11 protein-coding genes are annotated in these 18,236 nt (G+C 69.1%); 8 read left to right on the top strand and 3 right to left on the bottom strand.

What is annotated here, in order from left to right; translation table 11 throughout:
* Positions 1-48: 48 nt before the first annotated feature.
* Together VGF12_RS08130 and VGF12_RS08125 are read right to left on the bottom strand one after the other, a co-directional pair.
* Positions 49-1,845, bottom strand: a complete 1,797-nt coding sequence (locus tag VGF12_RS08130) for an ABC transporter substrate-binding protein (RefSeq protein ID WP_331175533.1) — start codon at positions 1,843-1,845, stop codon at positions 49-51.
* Entirely contained in the window at positions 1,845-3,653 is a 1,809-nt protein-coding gene (locus tag VGF12_RS08125; protein WP_331175532.1) for an ABC transporter substrate-binding protein, read from the bottom strand. The genes VGF12_RS08130 and VGF12_RS08125 overlap by 1 nt, the downstream gene beginning before the upstream one ends.
* A 152-nt stretch (positions 3,654-3,805) precedes the next feature.
* Here VGF12_RS08125 and VGF12_RS08120 point away from each other — a divergent pair, with 152 nt between their 5' ends.
* From VGF12_RS08120 to gshA, 8 genes are all read left to right on the top strand, one after another.
* Positions 3,806-4,744 carry an ABC transporter permease gene (locus tag VGF12_RS08120; RefSeq protein ID WP_331175531.1) on the top strand — a complete coding sequence of 313 codons (939 nt, stop codon included), beginning with the start codon at positions 3,806-3,808 and terminating at the stop codon, positions 4,742-4,744.
* Entirely contained in the window at positions 4,741-5,799 is a 1,059-nt protein-coding gene (locus tag VGF12_RS08115; protein ID WP_331175530.1) for an ABC transporter permease, read from the top strand. Before VGF12_RS08120 ends, VGF12_RS08115 begins: the two co-directional genes overlap by 4 nt.
* Positions 5,800-5,803: 4 nt before the next feature.
* Positions 5,804-7,489, top strand: a complete 1,686-nt coding sequence (locus VGF12_RS08110; RefSeq protein ID WP_331175529.1) for a dipeptide ABC transporter ATP-binding protein — start codon at positions 5,804-5,806, stop codon at positions 7,487-7,489.
* A 122-nt stretch (positions 7,490-7,611) separates the two neighbouring features.
* Entirely contained in the window at positions 7,612-9,702 is a 2,091-nt protein-coding gene (locus VGF12_RS08105) for a GGDEF domain-containing protein (RefSeq protein WP_331175528.1), read from the top strand.
* On the top strand, positions 9,699-11,729 hold the full coding sequence (locus VGF12_RS08100) for a GGDEF domain-containing protein (RefSeq protein WP_331175527.1): 2,031 nt from the start codon (positions 9,699-9,701) through the stop codon (positions 11,727-11,729). The genes VGF12_RS08105 and VGF12_RS08100 overlap by 4 nt, the downstream gene beginning before the upstream one ends.
* Positions 11,726-12,712 (top strand): Bug family tripartite tricarboxylate transporter substrate binding protein, encoded by a 987-nt coding sequence (locus VGF12_RS08095; RefSeq protein WP_331175526.1) that lies wholly within the window; start codon positions 11,726-11,728, stop codon positions 12,710-12,712. The genes VGF12_RS08100 and VGF12_RS08095 overlap by 4 nt, the downstream gene beginning before the upstream one ends.
* Before the next feature lie 13 nt (positions 12,713-12,725).
* Positions 12,726-14,393 carry a SulP family inorganic anion transporter gene (locus VGF12_RS08090; RefSeq protein WP_331175525.1) on the top strand — a complete coding sequence of 556 codons (1,668 nt, stop codon included), beginning with the start codon at positions 12,726-12,728 and terminating at the stop codon, positions 14,391-14,393.
* Between the two features lie 41 nt (positions 14,394-14,434).
* Entirely contained in the window at positions 14,435-15,928 is a 1,494-nt protein-coding gene (gene gshA / locus VGF12_RS08085) for a glutamate--cysteine ligase (RefSeq protein ID WP_331175524.1), read from the top strand.
* Here gshA and VGF12_RS08080 read toward each other — a convergent pair.
* Positions 15,925-18,087, bottom strand: a complete 2,163-nt coding sequence (locus VGF12_RS08080) for a putative bifunctional diguanylate cyclase/phosphodiesterase (RefSeq protein WP_331175523.1) — start codon at positions 18,085-18,087, stop codon at positions 15,925-15,927. The genes gshA and VGF12_RS08080 overlap by 4 nt on opposite strands.
* Positions 18,088-18,236 lie beyond the last annotated feature (149 nt).

The following is an 18,236-nucleotide window of genomic DNA, read 5'->3' as shown; positions in this document are numbered from 1 at the left end:
GAGTCGCTTGCGACAGGCGGTCGAATCAATGGGATGCGGCCTCGGAAATCAGCGGACAGGCTGCTTGGTCGGGTCGACGTCGACGTACTGCCAGAAGTCCAGCCAGAACAGCGGTCGACGGTAGCCGTTCATCCAGGGCTGCTCGATGTCGGTGAGGATGCGGTGCGCATGCACCTTGTAGGGCATGTAGGTGATGGCGATGCGCTTGGCCTCCTTGAACAGGGCTTCGCGCTCCGGACTGTCGGGCATGGCCTGCATGCGCTCGTAGATCGCGTCGAAGCGCGCGTCCTTGAAGCGGGGCAGGTTTTGCGTGCCGGAGGCCGGGCCGTACAGGCGCTGCAGCGCGCCCTGACCGTCGGGCTGCGCCGCCGTGGAGCCCACCGGCCACATCTGGAAGTTGCCGGCCTGGGCAGCCTTCAAGTTCTCGGGCCATTGCTGGATCTTCATCCGCAGCCGGATGCCGATGGCGCTCAGCGCCTTGTCCCAAAGCTCGTCGATGGAGCGGCTCAGCGAATTGGGCTCGGTGTTGCGCGTCAGCACGAGCGGGCTGCCGTCGGGCATGTCGCGCCAGCCGTCGCCGTCCTTGTCGACGTAGCCGTACATGTCGAGCAGCGCCTTGGCGCGTGCCGGGTCGTAGTCGCTCATCTCGCTCTTGAACGTGGCGTCGTAGCCGCTGGTGTGCGGCACGATGGGCGCCTGGGCCGGCACGCCCTGACCGCGGCGGGCCAGCAGGATCTCCTTGCGCACGTCGTAGGCCAGCGAGATGGCCCTGCGCAGCGCCACCTTGTCGGGCGTGTAGCCGCCGACGACCGGGTCGTCCATGTTGAAACAGGTCAGCAGCATGTCGGGAGCCAGCGTGAACAGCGCCTTCATGCCCTGCTTGGCGAGGTTGGGCGCGAGATGTCCACCCGGCGCGGCCTGGGTGATGAACTCCTCGGGCACGCGTTCGATGAAGTCGTGCTCGCCGCGCAGATAGGCCAGCCAGCGCGGTTGGCGCTCGACGATGACGTCGACGACGACGCGGTCGACCAGCGGGATGCGCCGCCCCTTGAACCGGGCGTAGATGGCCTGTGCTTCGGCATCGTCCGGCGCAGGGAAGGCCTCGTAGGTGCGCTCGCGGTAGCTCGGGTTGCGCTCGAAGACGATCTGCGAACTCCGCCGCCATTCCTTCAGCACGAAGGGGCCTGTGCCGACCGGGTGCTCCATGATCTTGTCGCCATAGAACTCGACGACTTCGCGTGCGACCGCGCCGTAGAGGTCGTTGCCGGCGAAGATGGACTCGATGAGGCGGGGGCGGGCCTCGATCGTCTTGACCTGCAGCGTGTACCGGTCCAGCGCCCTCACGCCCGCCACCTCGGTGTCGTAGGGAAAGGCTTGCTTGGACTTGATGACCTTGTCGCGCAGTTCGCCCAGCCCGACGAGGCCGGCGTCCTCGTAGCTGATCCACCCCTGGGCGTTGTTGGCCGGGTCGGCGTAGCGCTTGATGCTGTAGACGAAATCCTGGGCCGTGACCTCGCGCTTCTTCCCCTTGAAGGCCGGGTCGTCGGCGAAGTAGATGCCAGGGCGCACCTTGATCGTGAAAGTCTTGTAGTCGGCGCTGATCTCGGGGTCGGCTGCGGCGAGCAGCGGCACGATCTTTGTCGGCCGCGCCAGCGGGTCGTAGGTGTAGAGCGCCTCGAAGATGTGGGCGGTCAGCGTGCGCGAGTAGATGTCCGACAGGCGCACGGGGTCGAAGCCCGTCTCGGCGACCTGGAAGGCATAGCGAAAGGTCTTCACGGGCTCGGCCGCCTGGGCGGGCGCGAGCAGCGCGGAGCAGACGGCGAGGGCGGCGAAGAGTTGCTTCATCAATTGGCCTGCGGCAGGGCGGAGGGATCAATGTCCACGTACTTCCAAAAGTCGCGCACGAAGATGTTGCGGCTGTAGCCCTTGACCCAGGGCTGTGCCATGTCTGTCCAGATGCGGTGGACGTGGAACTTGTACGGCGCGTAGGCGATGAGCAGGCGCTGGCCCTCGGTCATCAGAGCCTGGCGTTCGGGGCCGTCGGGCAGGGTCTTCTGCTTTTCGTAGATGGCGTCGAAGGCCGGCAGCTCGAAGCGCGGCTTGTTGGCCTTGCCACTGGCCGCACTGGAGCCCAGCGCGAGGAAGGTGTCGCCGTCGGGTGTCGTGCCGACCCAGCCGACGCCCCACATCTGAAGCTTGCCGGCGTTGGCGGCCTTGAGCTGTTCGGGGAACTTGCCGATCTTGAAGGTCATGCGAATGCCCAGCGCCGCCATGTTCTTTTGCCACTGCTCGGCCAGCTGCCGGCGCTCGCCGTCAGCCAGCGTCGAGTACTCGATGACCAGCGGCTTGCCGTCAGGCTGCTCTCGCCAGCCGTCGCCATTGCGGTCCTTGTAGCCGTACATGTCCAGCAGCGCCTTGGCCTTGGCCAGGTTGAACTCGGTCATCTCGGACTTGAACGTCGGATCATGTCCGAACGCCACGGGCGGGATGGGCCCCTGGCTCATGATGGCCTGGCCGCGGCGCACCAGGCGGATCTCCTTGTCCAGGTCCACGGCCAGGTTGATCGCCCGGCGCAGCGCGATCTTCTCGGGCGTGTAGCCGCCGACGACCGGATCCTCCATGTTGAAGTAGCTCAGCGAGATGTCGGCGCGCGGATAGCGCGTCATCGTGATGCCCTGCTTGACGAGGTTGGGGGCCAGGTGGCCGCCGGGCATGGCGATGCCGGCGAAGTCGATGGGCACCTCCTCGATGACATCGGCCTCGCCGCGCAGGAAGGACAGCCAGCGTGGCTGGGCCTCCTCGATGATGTCGATGACGACGCGGTCCACCAGCGGCAGCTTGCGGCCCTGCAGCGCGGCCACCTCGGCCTTGAGCTGGGGGCTGGCGTCGGGCGGTGCCACCTCGGCGTAGCGCTCGTCACGGTAGTTCGGGTTCTTCTCGAGCACGACGCGCGAACTGCGCCGCCAGTCTGCCAACCGCCAGGCATTGGTGCCGACCGGGTGCTCCATGATCTTGTCGCCATAGAACTCGACGACCTCGCGCGCGACCGCGCCGAGGAAGCCTGCATCGGCGAACTGCTGGACGAAGCGCGGGTCGCCGACGCCCAGCTTGAGCTGGAAGGTGTAGCGGTCCAGCGTCCTCAGGCCCTCGACCTCGCGGTCGTAGTCGAAGGGCTTCTTGGCCTTCATCAGCGCGGTACGCAGCTCCGACAGGCCCAGGATCCGGACGTTCTCGAGCAGGTAGAGGTTGCCGCTCTTCAGCTTGGGGTCGTAGTGGCGCTTGACGGAGTAGACGTAGTCGGCGGCGGTCAGTTCGCGCTTCTGGCCCTTGAAGGCCGGATCGTCGGAGAAGTAGATGCCGGGCCGGACCTTCATCGTGATGGTCTTGAAGTCGGCGCTGATCTCCGGCATCTCGCTCAGCGTGGCCGGACGAAGCTTGAAGGGGCGGGCGCCGAAGTCGTACTCCAGTGGTGCATCCAGGATGCCGGCGACGATGGCTTTGGAGTACGCGTCGGTGATCTGCACCGGGTCAAAGCCGGTCTCGGCGATCTTGAACGCATAGCGCAGCACCTTCTCCTGCGAAGGATTCTGGGCGTTGGCCGCATGCAGTGCGCCGGCCAGCAGCAGGCCGGTCAACAGGGGGAGAAGCTTCATCACGGGGGGCGCAGACTCGAACGAAGGGCGCAGTCTAGTGAAACCGTCAGGGCAAGGCGGAAGTCGCCTCGCATAGACTCCGGCCCGTTTCTTCGTGCAACCCCGCATCCACGGCGGGGTTTGCAATTTCTGGAGCCCCGCTGGAGTCCTGAATGGCGGCCTATCTCATCCGACGCCTGTGGCAGATGATCCCGACCCTGCTCGGTGTCGTGCTGCTGGTGTTTTTCCTCTTCAAGTATTTCGGCAGCGACCCGGCCATCATCCTCGGCGGCCTGAATGCGAGCCCGGAGCAGATCGAATCCATCCGCGAGCAGCTCGGCCTGAACAAGCCGGTCTGGGAACAGCTGTGGATCTTCATTCAGCAGATCGTGACGTTCGACTGGGGCAAGAGCTGGGCGACCAACGAGTCGGTGGCCAACCTGTTCGCGACGCGGCTGCCGGCCACGCTGACGGTGACGCTGCCCATCCTCATCCTCGAGGTGCTGCTGGCCATCCCCTTCGCGCTGGCCGTGGCCACCGTGCGCGGCAGCCTGACGGACCGCGCGGTGATGGTCTGCACGACGGTGGCCGTGTCCGTTTCGCTGCTGGTCTACGTGATCCTGGCGCAGTACGTGTTCGCCTTCCGCCTCGGCTGGTTCCCCGTGCAGGGCTGGACGGGCAACCACTGGACCAACCTGACGACCTATGCGCCGCTGCCGGTGCTGGTGGCGGTCGCGGTGTCGATGGCGCCGCAGATCCGCCTGTACCGCAGCTTCTTCCTCGACGAGATCGGCCACGACTACGTGCGCACCGCGCGCGCAAAGGGCATGACCGAGCGCACCGTGCTGCTCAAGCACGTGCTGCGCAACGCGATGATCCCCATCCTGACCAACGTCTCGGTGCTGCTGCCAGGCGTGCTGGTGGGCAGCTTCCTCATCGAAGTGTTCTTCTCCATTCCCGGCCTTGGCCGTGAACTGCTGTTGGCCGTGAACCGCGGCGACTACCCCGTCATTCAGGCCTTTGCGATCTACCTCGCCGCGCTGACGATGACGGTCAACCTCCTCGTCGACCTGCTCTACAAGCTGGTCGACCCGCGTGTGGTCCTGAAATGAGCGCCGTTACTTCTACTTCCTCCTCCGCCCCGGTCCGGGCCGCCGCGTCGAGCGGCGGCGTCTGGGCGGCCTCCTGGCGGCGCCTGCGCACTGACCGTGTCGGCGTTGTCTCGATGTGGGTCGTCGGCGCGTTTCTCGTCCTGGTGCTGCTGGCCGCCGCCAACGTGATCGCCTCAGGATGGCAACAGGAGGTGGGTGTGCCGAATGCACCGCCCACCCTGCTGGGACCGCAGCCCCCGGAAGACACCGGCACCATCGTCGCGCCCAAGGGGCCCAACGTCGACCTGTCCGACATCGATCCGCTGGCGCCGCGATACAGCGAGTGGGCGGAGCGCGCCAAGGCCTTCAAGACCGACGAGGCTCCCAAGGCCGAGACCTTGCCCCTGGGCGGAGACCGGCTGGGTCGTGACGTGCTGGCCAAGGTCATCAAGGGCGCCGAGGTCTCCATCGTCGTGGGTCTGGCGGCGGCGCTGGTCGCGACGCTGATCGGCACGGTGCTGGGTGCCGTGTCGGGCTTCTTCGGCGGCCGGGTCGGCGACCTGCTGGAGTGGGTCTACAACGTGTTCACGGCCATCCCCAGCATCTTGCTGATCTTCGCCTTCGCGGCCATCTTCCCGCGCGGCATGGGAGCCATCGTGGCCATTCTGGCGTTGACCGGCTGGACCGGCATCTACCGCCTGATCCGCGCCGAGTTCATCAAGCACCGCGTGCGCGAGTACGTGCGCTCGGCCGAAGCGATCGGCGCCAGCCAGTGGTCGCGCATGTTCAAGCACATCCTGCCCAACGTGTCGCACGTGGCGCTGGTGCAGCTGTCGCTGCACGTCGTCAGCTTCATCAAGAGCGAGGTCATCCTGAGCTATCTGGGCCTGGGCGTCGGCGTCGACCAGGTCAGCTGGGGCACGATGCTGGCCGAGGCGCAGAACGAGATGATCCTCGGCTACTGGTGGCAGCTCGCCGCCGTGACGGCCTGCATGGCCGTCTTCGTCACCGCGTTCGCGCTGTTCACCGATGCGCTGCGCGATGCCTTGGACCCCAAGCTGCGCGGGTTGGAGTAAAGCCATGCTGTTGAGCATCCAGGACCTCAAGGTCGCCTTCCGCATGGGCAAGGTCGATGGCGTCATGCAACGCCAGCTGGCCGTCAAGGGCGTCAGCTTCGACGTGCCGCAAAACAGCACGGTGGCGCTGGTCGGCGAGTCCGGCTCGGGCAAGAGCGTGACGGCCATGTCCATCCTCAACCTGCTGCCCAGCAATGCCGAGCGCGAGGGCCGCGTGCTGTTCCAGGACCGCGATCTGCTGCAGGCCGGCACGAGGGAGCTGCAGGGCATCCGTGGCAAGGACATCGCCTGCGTCTTCCAGGACCCGATGAGTTCGCTGAACCCGGTCTTCAACGTCGCCGCGCAGATCTGCGAGCCGCTGATGAAGCACATGGGCATGAGCCGTCGCCAGGCTCTCGTGCGCGCCGAAGAGCTGCTGCACGAGGTCGGCATCCCCGAGCCCAAGCGGCGTCTGTCGGCCTACCCGCACGAGATGTCGGGTGGACAGCAGCAGCGCGTCATGATCGCCGTGGCCCTGGCCTGCGCGCCCAAGCTGCTGATCGCCGACGAACCCACGACGGCGCTGGACGTGACGATCCAGCGCCAGGTCATGGAGTTGATGGCGCGGCTCAAGGAGTCGCACAAGATGAGCCTGCTGTTCATCTCGCACGACCTCGGCGTCGTCGGCGAGATCTCGGATCAGGTCGTTGTCATGCGCCACGGCCAGGTGCGCGAGAACGCGCCGGTGGCGCAGATCTTCAACGACCCGCAGGACGCCTACACCAAGGCCTTGCTGGCCTGCCGGCCGTCGCTGACGGAGAACCCGGCGCGACTGATGGTCATCGACGACCACATCGCCGGCCGCGCCGCGTCCACCGTGCTCAAGGCCAAGGATGCGGATGCGCCCGTCGTGCTGGAGGTGACCCGCCTGCAGAAAAGCTTCTGGCTGAAGCAGGGCCTGTTCGGCAAGCGCGAGTTCAAGGCCGTCAAGGGCGTGAACTTCAAGCTGCGCAAGGGCCACACGCTGGGCGTCGTCGGTGAGTCCGGCTCGGGCAAGACGACGATGGGCCTGACGCTGCTGCGTCTGCATGAGCCCACCGGCGGCCAGGTGCTGTTCGAGGGCCGCGACCTGCTCAAGATGAGCGGCGCCGACTGGCAGCAGATGCGTCGCCGCATCCAGGTCGTGTTCCAGAATCCCTATGCCTCGCTGAACCCGCGCTTCACCATCGGGCAGACGCTGCGCGAGCCGATGGAGATCCACGGCATCGGCGCGAACGCGGCCGAGCGCGAGGCGCGCGCCGTGGCGCTGCTGAAGAAGGTGGGCCTGGATGAGACCGCGATGGCCAAGTACCCGCACGAGTTCTCGGGCGGCCAGCGCCAGCGCATTGCCATTGCGCGCTGCCTGACGCTGCAGCCCGAGGTCCTGGTGCTGGACGAGGCCGTGTCGGCCCTGGACGTGTCGGTGCAGGCCCAGGTGCTCAACCTGCTGAAGGACCTGCAGGATGAGTTCGGGCTCAGTTACATCTTCATCAGCCACGACCTGGCCGTGGTGAAGTTCATCTCGGACGAGGTGCTGGTCATGCAGAACGGCGACGTCGTCGAGCAGGCGGCCACGCTCGATCTCATCCGGGCACCGCGCGAGGACTACACGCGCCGGCTGCTCGGCGCTGTGCCGCGTGGGTACAGCGGTCCTGCCAGTCCGAATTTGTAACAAATCGATTCTGCGCCGGCGTGCAAATTCAACGCTCCCCGGGCATGTCCTCTGCAGCGGGGCCGGCGAACCGCGATGAAATCTCGTCCTCGGGGCGGCACGACTGCCCCACTGCCGACTTGATGCACCCATCTCTGGTTTCACGATCCACGCTGTGCGCGGTGCTGGCGCTGCTGTGCGCCTGCTCGCCGGGCGGCGGCGGCATCGACCCGCCGCCGACGGTGGCGTCGGCGGCCCGGGACGAGAGTCTGGCCCGCGACCTCGAACGCATCGAACGCGCCGCCCGCGCCAAGCCGGCTCAACTCGAGCTGGAGCTGCGAGCCCGTGCGCCGGGCTTGGCCGCTGGCAGCGCCGCCCAACTCGACGTGCTGGCCCTGCGCGGCTGGCTGGCGGCCATGGCGCGTGACCGCGCGCTGAGCGAGCAGATCGGCCAGCAGCTGCGCGACTGGCCGGCCGGCCAGCTGCGCCCGACGGCCGTCGTCGCGGCCGCCAGTGTCAGCGCCGAGTACCTGCGTGCCCACGGTGACCTGCGCGAGGCGCGCAAGCAACTGCTCGCCGTCGATGGTGCCCAGCTCAACGCGGCCGGGCCGGTCTTCCGCTGGCGCTACTACGACCAACTCGCCGCCATCAGCGGCGACTCGGGCGAGCTCGACGGTTCGCTGAACTATGGCCACTCGGCGCTGCGTCTGGCCGAGCAGACGGGCCAACCCTGGCGCGTCGCGCTGACGCTGGTGAGCCTGGCCTTCACATCCGACCGCGCCGACACGCCGGCGCGTGCGCGCCAGCTTATCGCCCAAGCGCTGACGGAGGCCCAGAAGGACCCCGACCCGATGACGCTGAACCGCGTCTACACGATGCGCGGCATCCTGTATGCCAACGACAGCGACTCCAGCATCACGCTGCAGGCCAACTCCGATGCGCTGGAGCAGGCCACGCGTGCCGGCGCCGACTCGGTGCGCGCGCTGGGCCTGGCCAATTTCGCCGACTATCACCTGCGCCAGGGCCATCCGGCGCGGGCGCTGGAGCTGGCCCAGCAGGCCCTGCCGCTGGCGCGCGCCACCCGCAACTTCAACGCCGAGAGTGTGGCGCGCTCAAACATCGGTCTGGCCAAGATCGCCATGGGCCGTATCGCCGAGGGACGCGACGACGTGCGTGCCGGCATCACGCTGGATGAGCAGCAGGGCGCGCTGTCCTATGCCTCGGCCGGCTGGGAGGAGCTGGCGGGTTACCTGGAGAAGGCCGGTGACCTGGCCGGCGCCGTCAATGCCTACCGCGAGCACCGCCGCATGAGCGAGCGCGTGCTGCGCGACGAGACCCGCAAGCTGCTGCTGGAAGCACAGGAGCGCCAGGACGCCGAGCAGCGCGCCCGCGACATCGAGCTGCTCAACCGCGGCAACGCGCTCAAGGCCGAGCAGGTCCACCAGCGCAACCTCGCGCTGATGCTGTGGGCGGCGCTGGGGGGCTGCGTGCTGGTCTCGCTGGGCCTGCTCTACCAGGCCTTCCGCCGCGTGCGCCGCACCAACGAAGCGTTGGCCCACAGCAACGCCTCGTTGAAGCGCCAGAGCGAGACCGACCCGCTGACCGGTCTGGCCAACCGCCGCCACTTCCAGGCCGCCATCAAGAGCCTGTCCGGGGCCGGGGGCCTTGCGGCCAGCGTCTTCCTGATCGATATCGACCACTTCAAGCGCATCAACGACAGCTTCGGCCACGCGGCCGGCGACGCGGTCCTCATCGACATCGCCGGCCGGCTGCGCCAGGCGGTGCGCGACGACGACCTGATCGTGCGCTGGGGCGGCGAGGAGTTCCTTGTGGTCGCGCGCAGCCGCGAGGGGCTGTTTGCACCCCAGCTCGCGCAGCGCCTGCTCGACCTTATCGGCGGCCGGCCCGTGCAGCAGGAGGGGCGCGACATCCCCGTCACCGCCTCCATCGGCTTCATCAGCCTGCCTGTGCCGCCGCACGGGCTCAACCTGACCTGGGAGCGCGCCATCGACCTGGTCGACACGGTCATGTACCTCGCCAAGGCGCACGGCCGCAACAAGGCGTATGGCGTCGAGCGCATCGATGCCCTGGACCCGCTGGCCGCCGCCCAGCTGACGGCTCGTCTGGAGGCCGCCTGGGGTGAAGGACGCGTCGGCCTGCAGGTGCTGAACGGCCCGGGCACCGCTCGCGCAGCCGAGGTCGGCGAGTCCACACCGCGGGTAGGCAGCGCATGACGAAGATCGCGGCCACCCTGTTGCTGGCGCTGGGCGTGGCGTGCGCGCAGGCCACGCCCGAGCCTCTGCCGGAAGACACGGTGCTGGCCAACATCACCCGCCGGGCTTTCGATGCCCCCGAAGCCATGCTGGCCGAACTGACGCAGCGCTGGCCTGCTCAGGCCCGGCCCGGCCAGCCGCGCGAGGCGGCCTGGCTGATGGCCCGTGCGCGCGTGCTGCTGTTTGCGGGACGTGTCGAAGCGGCCGACGCCATTGCCACGCAGCTGATGGCCCGGGAGGACGGCGTGGACCGGGCTTGGCTGCTGCGCGCCCTGACCCAGGAACGGGCCAACAAGCCCGCTGGCGCGCTGGCTGCGCGCGCGCTGGCCGGGCTGGACAAGCACTGCCCGGCGGGCGACGAGAAGCGCGCCTTGCGCGAGCTGGGCTGCGACTTCCGCAGTGCATGGGAAGCCTTGCGCATCCTGCAGCGGGAGCAGTACAACCAGGGTGCGTTTGCGCTGGCCGAGGCCAGTGTCAGGCGCGCGCTGGCCCTGGCACGTGCCGGCGAGGACAAGCACCTGGCGGCGATCAGTCTGGGCATGCTTGCCTCCGCTTTGCAGGCCCAGGACCGCATGGACGTCGCGCGCGCCGAGCTGCAGGCCGCTCAAGCCGAGGCGGCGGGTGATCCGGTGGCGGCCGCGCGCGTGCGCAACTACGAGGGTGCCATCGAGCGCCGTGCCCGCGACATGGGCGCCTCGCGCAGCGCCTTCGAGGCGGCCCTGCTGCTGGCCGAGCAGGCTGATGCACCGCATCTCGCCGCGCAACTGCGCTCCAACCTCGTCGACTCCTACATGCACCTGGGGCTGCTGAAGGAGGCGCTCGCCGCCGGCCAGCGCGCCATGCCGGTGCTGCAGCGCTTCGGCGACCGCTTCTACGAGCGCAGCCTGCACCACAACCTTTCGGTCGCCTACATCAAGCTGCGCCAGTTCGAGCAGGCCCGCCAGGAACTCGTCAAGGTCGGCGAGTTCGGCGTCGACCCGGCCGACCTCGTGCTGCGCGCCCGCGAGCTGCGCGAGCTGTCCGACACCTGGGCCGAGGCCGGCCAGTACAAGGAGTCCCTGGCCGCCCTCCATGGCGAGCGCGAGCTGAGCGCGCGTGCCAACGAGCGCAACCGCGCCGCCGCGCTGGAGGAGCTGGGCCGCAAGTACGACAGCGCCGCCAAGCGGCGCGACCTCGACCTGCTGGCCCGCGATGGCCAGCTCAAGGACCAGCAGTTGGAGAACCGACTGCTGGCGCAAAAGGTGGGACTGGCCGTCGGCGCACTGCTGCTGCTGTCCATCGCGCTGATCGGCGTCACGCTGCTGCGCATGCGCCGCGCGCAGGCGCGCCTGACGGCCAACCAGAGCCTCCTGCGCGCGCAGAGCGAGCGCGACCCGCTGACCGATCTCTCCAACCGTCGTCACTTCCTTGCGGTCATGGACCAGCGCGCCCGCGAGGAGAAGAGCGAGGGCTTCCAGGGCGCGCTGATGATGATCGACATCGATCACTTCAAGAACATCAACGACTGGCATGGCCACGCGGCGGGCGACGCCGTCATCGTGGAGGTCAGCCGCCGCATCCGTGCAGCCGTGCGCGACACGGACCTGGTCGTGCGCTGGGGCGGCGAGGAGTTCCTCGTCTTCGCCCCGTCGCTGCCCGGCGAGGACCTCGCGCTGATGGCCGAGCGCATCCTGCGCAGCATCGGCGCCGAGCCGGTCGAGACCGGCACCGGTCCGCTGCGCGTCACGGTCTCCATCGGCTTCGCGAGCTTCCCGATCGGCAGTTCGGGAGGGACGGCGGCACCGGCGCTGCGCCTGCACTGGGAGCAGGCCGTCAACTGGGCCGACATGGTCCTCTACAAGGCCAAGGCCGAAGGCCGCAACCGCGGCGTCGGCATCACGGCCGTCGAGGCCCCGGACGCGAATATGCTTGCGGCCCTGCTGCAAGACTTCGACGCCGCCTGCATCAACGGCCAGGTCCAACTCCGACAATTGCCCGGTCCGCCATGAGTGCCCTCCTGCAACGCCGCGGCCTGCTGCTCTGGATGGCCACCTCGTCGGTGGCCGCCCAGGCATGGCCGACGCGGCCTCTGCGCATCGTCGTGCCCTATGCCGCCGGCGGCGCCACCGACGTCGCCGCACGCCTGCTCGCGCCGGAACTGCAGCGCCGGCTGGGCCAGCCCGTCTTCATCGACAACCAGCCGGGCGCCGACGGCAACATCGGCAGCGCCGAGGTCGCCAGCGCCACCGACGGCCATACGCTGCTGATGGGCACCGTCGGCACGCATGTCATCAACCCGCTGCTGTCGCGCCGTCTGCCTTACGACGCGGTGAAGGACTTCGCGCCCATCTGCCTGGTCGCGACGGTGCCCCTGGTCATGGTCATGAATCCGGCCGTGGCCCAGGCCCTGGGTGTGCGCAAGCTCACCGACCTCGTGCAAGTCGCCTCTGCGCAGCCCGGGCGGCTGCACATCGCGTCAGGCGGCAACGGCAACCCTTCCCACCTGGCCGGCGAGCTGTTCAAGCGCCTGACCCAGACCTACATGCTGCATTTCCCCTACCGCAGCACGGCCTCGGCACAGCAGGACGTCATCGCCGGCAACATGGACCTGATGTTCGACACCCTGCCCACAGCGCTGCCGCAGATCAAGTCCGGCAAGCTGCTGGCCCTGGGCGTGACGAGCACGCGCCGCAGCCCGAGCATCCCCGAGCTGCCCACACTGGAAGAGGCTGGCGGCCCGGCACTGAAGGGCTACGAGGCCAGCGCCTGGACCGGTCTCTTCGCGCCCAGCAGCCAGCCGGCCGAGCAGATCGCCCGCCTGCAGCGCGACAGCGTCGCGGCGCTCGCCGGCAGCGCGCTGCGCGAGCGCCTGAACAGCCGCGGTCTGCTGGTGCAAGGCGGCGGCGGCGCGGGCTTCGCCGCCCTGATCGCGGCCGAGACGGAGAAATGGGCGCGCGTGGTGCAGCTGTCCGGCGTCAAAGTTGACAGGTGAACCCTCCCCGAACATGAAACAGCCCACGACCTGGCGCGCCGACCTGATGGCCGGCGCCGTCGTCGCCGTGCTGCTGATCCCGCAGAGCCTGGCGTACGCCATGCTCGCGGGCCTGCCGCCGCAGGTGGGCCTGTACGCCAGCCTGCTGCCCCTGCTGGCCTATGCGGCGCTGGGTTCCAGCCCGGTGCTGGGCCTGGGGCCGGTGGCGGTGCTGGCGCTGATGATCGCCCAGGCCCTGGGCGGCCTGCCGGCGGGCGTGACTCCCTCTGAAGGCGCGCTGGTGCTCGCCGCCGAAGTGGGACTGGTGCTCGCGCTCGCCGCGCTGCTGCGGCTGGATGCGCTGGCTTCCCTGCTGTCGGTGCCGGCGCTGCGCGGCTTCGAGAACGGGGCGACGCTGATGATCGCGGCCGGCCAGCTGCCGGTGTTGCTGGGCAGTGCGGCCACCGGCTTCACACTGCCCGACCTGCTCGTTTCGGCCTCGCACGGCGGCTGGGGCCTGGCCAGTGCGGCCTGGGGCGGCCTCGCGATCCTGTTGCTGCTGGCGTCGCGCCGCATGGGTTCGCGGCTGCTGGCCCAGCTCGCACCGCTGCTGCTGCTGATTGCGGCGATGGTGCTCTCGGCCCTCACGCCGGCTGCCAACGGGGTGGCCCAGGTGGGCGCGCTGCCGTCGCTGGCCCTGCCGCTGGGCCTGCCGCTGCTGGATATGGCGCTGTGGCTGCAGTTGTTGCCGGCTGCTGCCCTGGTGGCACTGATGGGCTTCGTGTCCAGCCTGGCAGTGTCGGAGTCGCTGGCGCAGCGCCGCGGCGAAAAGCTGCTGCCTGCGGCCGAGATGCGCGGCTTGGCGGCGGCCAACCTGGTCGCCTCCGTCAGCGGCGGCATGCCGGTGGCGGGCAGCTTCTCGCGCAGCATCCTGCTGCACGAAGCGGGCTCCCGCAGCCGCTGGAGCCTGGTCTTCGTCGCCGTCTTTATGTTCCTGGCCATGCTGCTGTTGGCCGAGCCGCTGGCCCACCTGCCCAAGCCGGTGCTGGCGGCCACCATCGTCGTCGCCGTGCTGGGGGGCTTCTCGTTGCGGCCCTACCGCGAGGCTTGGCGCTATGCGCGTGCAGAAGGCCTGCTGATGCTGGCCGTCACGGCCACCGTGCTGCTGTGGAGCATCGGGCTGGCACTGGCCCTCGGTGTCGTCGGCTCCGTGGCGCTGCTGATCCAGCGCACCGCCCGGCCGCACGTCGCCCGCATCGGCCGCGTGCCGGGCACGCAGCACTACCGCAACGTCGAGCGCTATGTGGTCGAGTGCCGGGCCGAGGTCGTCGGGTTGCGCGTGGACGAGAGTCTGGTGTTCACCAATGCCCGCGGCCTGGGCGACGCCGTGCTGGCCCATGTGCGGGAGCACCGCGAGCGGGTCGGCGCGCCGGACCGCGTGCTGATGCTGATGGCGCCGGTCAACCATATCGATGTCTCCGGGCTGACGGCGTTGCAGGAGCTGCACGCGGCGCTGGCGGCGGAGGGGATGAGGCTGGAATTCTCCGAGGTCAAGGGGCCGGTGCTCGACCGGCTGAAGGCCGTCGGCTGGCTGGAACGCTATGACGTCTCCCTCTACCTGAGCCACCACGAGGGCATCCAGGCCGGTGAACATGCCCTGAGGCCCAGTCTGGCCGACATGGACGCGCCCGGGCAGCTGTAGCGCGCATCTGCTACCGTGTCGCGCCCAGCAGCCCAGACGCCATGGACAACAAAGAACTATTGCTCGGCATCCGCCGGGGCATCGAGAAGGAAAGCCTGCGCGCCCTGCCCGGAGGCAGCCTGGCGCTGACGCCGCATCCCGTGGCCCTCGGCGCGGCTTTGACGCATCCCCACATCACGACGGACTACAGCGAGTCCCAGCTCGAGCTCATCACCGGCGTGCATGCCGGTGTCGAGGACTGCCTGCAGGAGCTGACCGAGATCCACCAGGCCGTCTACCGCGCGCTCGCCGACGAGCGCCTGTGGGTGGGCTCCATGCCCTGTGGCCTGCCGGCCGACGAGACGATCCCGATTGGCCGCTACGGCAGCAGCAACATGGGCCGCGCCAAGAGCGTCTACCGCATGGGCCTGGGCCAGCGTTACGGCCGGCGCATGCAGACCATCTCGGGCATCCACTACAACTGGTCGCTGCCGGGCGTCTCGACCGAAGGCTATCTCGGCGCCATCCGCAACTTCCGCCGCGAGGGCTGGCTGCTGCTCTACCTGTTCGGCGCCAGCCCGGCGCTGTGCGACAGCTTCGTCGCCGGCCGCGAGCACGGCTTGCAGCGTCTTTCGAGCCACACCCTCTACCTGCCGCATGCGACCTCGCTGCGCATGGGGCGCCTGGGCTACCAGAGCGACGCGCAGGCCAGCATCGCCGTCAGTTACAACTGCCTGGACAGTTACGCTGCCTCGCTGCAGGCCGCGCTGAGCCAGCCCTATCCGGCCTACGAGGCCATCGGCGTCCAGACCCCGGGCGGCGACTACAACCAGCTCTCCACCAGCCTGCTGCAGATAGAAAACGAGTTCTACAGCACCATCCGCGCCAAGCGCGTGATCCGCTCCGGCGAGCGCCCGCTTCATGCGCTGCGCGAGCGCGGGGTCGAGTACATCGAGGTGCGGCTGATGGACCTCGACCCCTTCGAGCCGCTCGGCATCGGCGCCGACGCCATGCGCGTGCTGGACGCCTTCCTACTGCACTGCCTGAAGAGCGACAGCCCCGACGACACGCCGGAGGAGATCGCGACGAACGCGCGCAACCAGCACAGCGTTGCCGCCCGTGGGCGCGAGCCGGGCCTGATGCTGGAGCACTGGCGCGGTGGTGAGCGCGCCCTGTCCGACTGGGCCGGCGAGATTTTGGCCGCCTGTGCCGCGCAGGCCGAGGCGCTGGACGCGGCTCATGGCGGCAACGCCTACCGTGCGGCGCTGGGCCGCGTGGCGGAGCGGCTGCAGCGGCCCGAGCTCTGTCCTTCGGCCCGCGTGCTGGCCGTCATGGCCCAGGAGTTCGACAACAGCTACGTCGGCTTCATCCGCCGCCAGAGTGACGCGACGCGTGCGGCCCTGTTGGCCTTGCCCTTCACGGAGCCGCTGCAGCACCGCTTCGAGAAGATGGCCGCCGAATCCCTGGCCGAGCAGGCTCGTATCGAGGCGGCCGACACCCTGGGTTTCGAGGAGTTCAGGCGCTTCTACGTGGCGCCGGAGCGCATGGCCGTCTAGGCGCAGGCGTCGGCGCTTTGCGCCGCGTACAGCGAAGTGCTGAAGCGCGGGCGGCCGACGCGGGACTGCTGGGCCCAGCGCGTCAGTTCCTCGGCGGGCATGGGCCGCGCGAACAGAAAGCCCTGCAGCTTGTCGCAGCGCTTGCCGCGCAGGACGGCGGCCTGACCCTCCGTCTCGACGCCCTCGGCAACGACCTGCAGGCTCAAGGCATGGGCCAGGTCGATGACGGCTTTGACGATGGCGCGTGCATCGGCACTGGTCTCCAGGTCCTGGACGAAGCTGCGGTCGATCTTGAGCTGTGATAACGGTAGCCGGCGCAAATAGGCCAGGCTGGAATAGCCTGTGCCGAAGTCGTCGATGGACAGCGCCAGACCCAGGCCAGCCAGGCGGCGCAGCGTGCGCTCGGTGGCTTCGGCGTCGTCCATCGCCACGGATTCGGTGATCTCGCAGGTCAGGTGATTGGCGTCGACGCCGTACTGGGCCAGCGCTTCCTCGAAGCGCTTCACAAGCGCGTCGGGATGGCGAAGCTGCTGCACGGACAGGTTGAGGGCCACGCGCATCTGCAGGCCCGCGTCGCGCCATGCGGCCAACTGGCGGCAGGCTTCGGCGATGACCCAGTCGCCCAGCGGCATGATGAGGCCGAAGCGCTCGGCCACCGGGATGAAGGCGCCAGGGCTCACCGCTCCGCGCAGCGGATGCTGCCAGCGCAGCAAGGCCTCCACGCCGGTGATCGCGCCTTCATCGGTGGCGATCTTGGGCTGGTAGTGCAGGGCGAGGCTGCCACTGCCCGCTTCGCCGGCCAGCGCGGCGCGCAGGTCGCGGGCCAGCTCGAGCTGCTCTCGCACCCCTTCCTGCATGTGCGCCTCGAAGAAGGCGAAGCCGTTGCCGCCCGCGCGCTTGACCGATTGCGCGGCCGAGTCGGCCTGGGCGATCAGCCCCTCGCCCGGTGTCGAGCCGTCGTACAGCGCGATGCCCACCGAGGCCGACAGCCGCAGTGGGTGGACGCCGGCACCGGGCACACCGGCCATGGGCTCGGACAGCGCGTCCAGCAGGCGCTGCGCGACCTGGGCCAGGGCCGACTCGGCGACCTCGCCCTCCAGCACCAGCACGAATTCGTCCGCCGCCAGCCGGGCCAGCGTGTCGTCGTTGCGGGCCAGGCGCTGCAGGCGGCGCGCCACGTCGCACAGCACGTGGTCGCCAGCGCCCAGGCCGAAGCTGTCGTTGATGGGCTTGAAGCCGTCCAGGTTGATCAGCAGCAGGGCCAGTCGGGCGCCGCCGCGATGACCGCGTGCGGCGGCATGCTGCAGGCGGTCGTCGAGCAGCTGGCGGTTGGCCAGGCCGGTCAGCGGGTCGCGCAGCGCGCGCGCCTGCAGCTCGGTGGTGGCGGCTTGCAAGGACTGCTGCAACCGGTGGGTTTGGCGCTGGCTTCGAGCATCCAGGGCCGATGTCACCAGGGTCAGCAGCAGCAGTGTGAAGGTGGCGCCCGCCACCAGCGTGCCCAGGTTGTCACCGCGCAGCGCATCCGCGCTCAGGCAGACGGAACCCTCGGCGATGCCCGCGGCGGCCATGCCGGTGTAGTGCATGCCGCTGATGGCCGCGCCCATGGCGAGGGCGGAGCCCAACTGCCCCCAGCGCGCCCAGGTGTGCGGCAGGCGCCGCAGCGCGAAGAAGATCCAGAGCGCCGCGGCGGCCGCGCCGACCGCGACGGCCGCCGAGGCGGCGACGCGGGGCCAGTCCCATTGGATGCCTGGCGCGAGCACGAGGGCGGTCATGCCCATGTAGTGCATCGCACAGATGCCGCCGCCCATGCTGAGCGCGCCCACAGCCAGCCGCGCGGGCGTCAGCGTCTCCTGGGCGGCGACGCGCAGCGCGATCGCCGACACGCCCACCGCCGCCAGCCAGCTCAGCAGCGTGACTGCGGTTTCGTAGCCAACGGCGAAGGGCAGCTTGAGCGCCAGCATGCCGACGAAGTGCATGGCCCAGATACCGGTGCCCATGGACAGCGAGCCGGCGATCCACCAGATGCGCGCGATCAGCGCATCCGGCGTGCGTACACGCTGGGCGAGGTCCAATGCCACGTATGACGCAAAGGCGGCGGTCAGGTAGGAAAGCGTCACGACTGCGGGGTCGAAGCGCAGCGCGAGTACGGCAGCGGGCATGCCCGCGAGTATGAAAGCTGACCGCAAGGTTGCGCCGTCAGCACCCGCCGCAGGCGTGAAAGGCTGACGCAGAACGCAAAAAAAGACCCGGTCAGCGGGCTGCCGGGTCGTGAAGCCCTCGGGGTCGAGGGCGTCGTTGGGATGGAGGG

It is taken from the genome of Roseateles sp. (assembly GCF_036404855.1).
In the GTDB taxonomy this organism is placed as follows: domain Bacteria; phylum Pseudomonadota; class Gammaproteobacteria; order Burkholderiales; family Burkholderiaceae_C; genus Pelomonas.
The sequence above is the reverse complement of the archived record's forward strand: the minus strand, read 5'-3'. Positions and strand labels throughout refer to the sequence as shown.